Genomic DNA, 3,445 nt, shown 5'->3' on the forward strand with positions numbered 1-3,445 from the left:
CTGGGCGGCAAGGACAACTACCCGGTCGACGAGGAGGCCGGCGACGCGTACACCGGCGTCTTCCCCGGCATCGTGACCATCGCCCGCAGCAGCCGGGCCTTCCTGCGGCGCAACATCACGTACCTGGTCTCCGAGGCCGGCATCCGGCAGTTCCTGGACATCGGCACGGGCCTGCCGACCGCCGACAACACCCACGAGGTCGCCCAGCGCCTCGCCCCGGAGAGCAGGATCGTCTACGTCGACAACGACCCGATGGTCCTGGCGCACGCCCGCGCCCTGCTCTACTCCACCCCCGAGGGGGCGACCGCCTACGTCGACTCCAGCGTGCTGGACCCGGAGCGCGTTCTGGCCGCCGCGGCCGGAACCCTGGACCTCTCCCGCCCCACCGCCCTCATCCTCAGCAACATCCTGGGCCACATCGCCGACTACGACGAGGCGCGCTCCATCGTGACGCGGCTGATGGACGCGCTGCCCTCCGGCAGCTACCTGTCCGTCAACGACGGATCCCGGGGCATCGACCCGGGCTTCGAGCAGGCCCAGGACGGCTACAACAAGAGCGGCGCCCTCCCCTACAACCTGCGCAGCGTCGAGGAGATCACCTCGTTCTTCGACGGCCTGGAGCTCCTGGAGCCCGGCGTGGTCCCGGTCACCCGGTGGCGCCCGGACGCCGACGGGGCCGACGCGCCGGTGATCGCCGAGCACGGCGGTCTCGCCCGCAAGCCGTGACGCCCTGACGGGCCGCGGATCCCGCGGCCCGGGCCCCGCCCCGCGCGTCCCCGCCGGCCCGCCCCCGTGCGGGCCGGCGGGAACACCTCGACCGCCTCCGGTGTTGATCCCGGGCGACGGAACGAAAGGCGGAGACGGTGCACGGTGAGTACAAGGTCCCCGGCGGCAAGCTGGTCGTGGTGGACGTCGAGGTGGCGGACGGCGTCCTGCGGAACACGCGGGTCGCGGGCGATTTCTTCCTCGAACCGGACGAGGCGCTGGACGCCGTGAACCGCGCCCTGGACGGCGCCCCGGCGGACACGGACGCGACCGGGCTCGCCGCGCGGATCGACGCCGCGCTGCCCGAGGGGACCGTGATGTACGGGCTGACCTCGGCGGGCGTCGCCGTCGCGGTGCGCCGCGCGGTCGCCCGCGCCACCGACTGGTCGGACTACGACTGGCAGCTGATCCACGAGGGCCCGCAGCCCCCGGCGCTGCACATGGCGCTGGACGAGGTGCTGACGGCGGAGGTCGCCGCGGGACGCCGGCCGCCGACGCTGCGGGTGTGGGAGTGGGGCGGCCCCGCGGTGATCATCGGCAGTTTCCAGTCGCTGCGCAACGAGGTCGACCCCGAGGGGGCCGCGCGGCACGGCATCGAGGTGGTGCGCCGCATCTCCGGCGGCGGCGCGATGTTCGTCGAGCCCGGCAACACCATCACGTACTCGCTGTCCGTGCCCGAGGCGCTGGTGCAGGGCCTGTCCTTCCAGGACAGCTACGCCTACCTCGACGACTGGGTGCTCGGCGCGCTCGGCGACATGGGCATCAGGGCCTGGTACCAGCCGCTGAACGACATCGCCACCGACCAGGGCAAGATCGCCGGTGCCGCCCAGAAGCGGATGGTGGGCCCGGGCGGCGGCCCCGGCGCGGTGCTGCACCACGTCACGATGGCCTACGACATCGACGCCGACAAGATGCTCGACGTGCTGCGCATCGGCAAGGAGAAGATGTCCGACAAGGGCACCGAGAGCGCCAAGAAGCGCGTCGACCCGCTCCGCCGCCAGACCGGCCTGCCCCGCGAGGCCGTCATCGAGCGGATGATCGACTCCTTCCGCACCCGGTACGGCGTCTCCGCCGGCGAGGTGACCGGCGAAGAGCTGGCCCGCGCCCGGGAGTTGGCGCGGACCAAGTTCACGACCCCGCAGTGGACCGCCCGCGTGCCGTAACGGCACGGACCTCAGCCGACTGCAGAAGGTGGCACCACGCCACAAGCAGCTCACGCGGTGCACCCTCGTGCCGGCCGCAGTCAGAGGATGTTCCACCGAAGGCGCGTGTCCCGGCGACGGAGACCTGCCACCCGCCGCTCGGCCTCCTTCAGGCTGCTCGGGGCGTGCTGGACCTTCCGGGCGCACGGTGAACGCCGCAGGCGACCTGTACATCGCCCCTGTTCAGAACTCGGTCGGATCCCGAACGGGGTCGCCAGTGGATTCGGCCGCTGTTCGCGGCGGCTCCCCCTCGGACCCGGCGCTCGGTTCCCCCCGCAGGGGAAAGGCCATCAGGCTGATGCCCACCGGCGTCGTTCCGGGCGTGCGGGGCGGGCGGGCGGCGTCGTGGAGTTCGGCCGCGACCTCGGCGAGCCGCCGTCTGGCGGCCTCCCAGGCTTCCGGTGGCACCCACAGTTCCGCGTCGACCGTGACCCCCGCGCCGTCCGGGTCCCGGCGCACGGCACGCTCTTTGAGGGTGTGGGTCAAGGTCGCCGCCAGCATCTGCGCGCCGTCGTGGCGGTCGGACAGCGGGGAGCCGTGAACGGTGCGGTAGCGGCGCTCCCGGCCTCCGCGACGGGTGCGCTCCTCGGCCAGTTCCACCAGCCCGACGGCGTCCAGCTGCCGCAGGTGACGGCTGGCCAGGGCGTGCGAGGTGCCCAGTTCACGCGCGAGTTCGGCGGCGGACATCGGTCCGGGCCACATGAGCGTGAGCATCCGCAGCCGAAGGGGATGAGCGAGGGCCCTCAGGACGGGGTCTGCGTCAGTCACACCGGCAAGTAAAGCGTATGCCGGGGTCGCGGCCCCCTACCCCCAACCGAATCGTTGGGGGTAGGGTGCCGAAGCTGACGCGGGGTCAGCGAGGAGGGAGGCACGGCCATGGCCATGGGCCTGCTCACGGTGCTCCGGGACCGCAACGCCCGTGTCTACACGGCAGGAGTGATCGTCTCCGGCTTCGGGGACTCCGCCATGCTCCTCGCCTCCGGTGTCTGGGTGAAGGAACTCACCGGCTCGGACGGCCTCGCCGCCCTGGTGACGTTCTGCGCCTGGATGCCGGCACTGGCCGGCCCGTTCGTCGGCGGCCTGGCCGACCGGGTGCGCCGACGCACTCTGCTGATCGCCACGAATCTGGTGCTGGCCGTTGTCATGACGGCACCGCTCGCCGTCCGCTCCCCGCAGGAGGTGTGGCTGCTGTTCGCCGTGCTGGCCATGGTGGGCACGGGAACCGTGCTGATGGACGCCGCGGAGACCGCGTTGATCGCCTCCGTCGTCCCGGCCGAGCTGCGCGGGGACTTCAACGGACTGGTCCGCACCGCGGTCGAGAGCACCGCTCTGGTCGGCCCGCTGGTCGGCGCGGTCCTGTTCACCGTGCTGGGCGGGCCCACGGTCGCCCTGCTGAACGCGCTGTCGTTCCTCCTGGCCGCGGCCGCGTTCAGCCTGATCCGCGTCCGTGAGGCCGCGCCCGCGCTCCGGCCGGAGCG

At 72.7% G+C, this 3,445-nt stretch carries 4 protein-coding genes; 3 read left to right on the top strand and 1 reads right to left on the bottom strand.

Annotation, left to right across the window (positions count from 1 at the left end; translation table 11 throughout):
* A partial coding sequence (locus AOK18_RS07855) for an SAM-dependent methyltransferase (RefSeq protein ID WP_055693855.1) occupies positions 1 to 726 on the top strand: 726 nt, incomplete at its 5' end.
* A 137-nt stretch (positions 727 to 863) separates the two neighbouring features.
* Positions 864 to 1,928 carry a lipoate-protein ligase LplAB gene (locus tag AOK18_RS07860; protein WP_055571174.1) on the top strand — a complete coding sequence of 355 codons (1,065 nt, stop codon included), beginning with the start codon at positions 864 to 866 and terminating at the stop codon, positions 1,926 to 1,928.
* Positions 1,929 to 2,150: 222 nt separating this feature from the next.
* On the opposite strand, the gene AOK18_RS07865 is transcribed toward AOK18_RS07860, so the two are convergent.
* Positions 2,151 to 2,735: an ArsR/SmtB family transcription factor gene (locus AOK18_RS07865; RefSeq protein ID WP_055693856.1), complete on the bottom strand. Its 585-nt coding sequence runs from the start codon at positions 2,733 to 2,735 to the stop codon at positions 2,151 to 2,153.
* 108 nt (positions 2,736 to 2,843) lie between these two features.
* On the opposite strand from AOK18_RS07865, the gene AOK18_RS07870 reads away from it, so the two are divergent.
* The coding region (locus AOK18_RS07870) for an MFS transporter (protein ID WP_240503101.1) at positions 2,844 to 3,445 on the top strand (602 nt) is incomplete at its 3' end.

This window comes from Streptomyces prasinopilosus, from assembly GCF_001419695.1.
Lineage (GTDB): Bacteria > Actinomycetota > Actinomycetes > Streptomycetales > Streptomycetaceae > Streptomyces > Streptomyces prasinopilosus.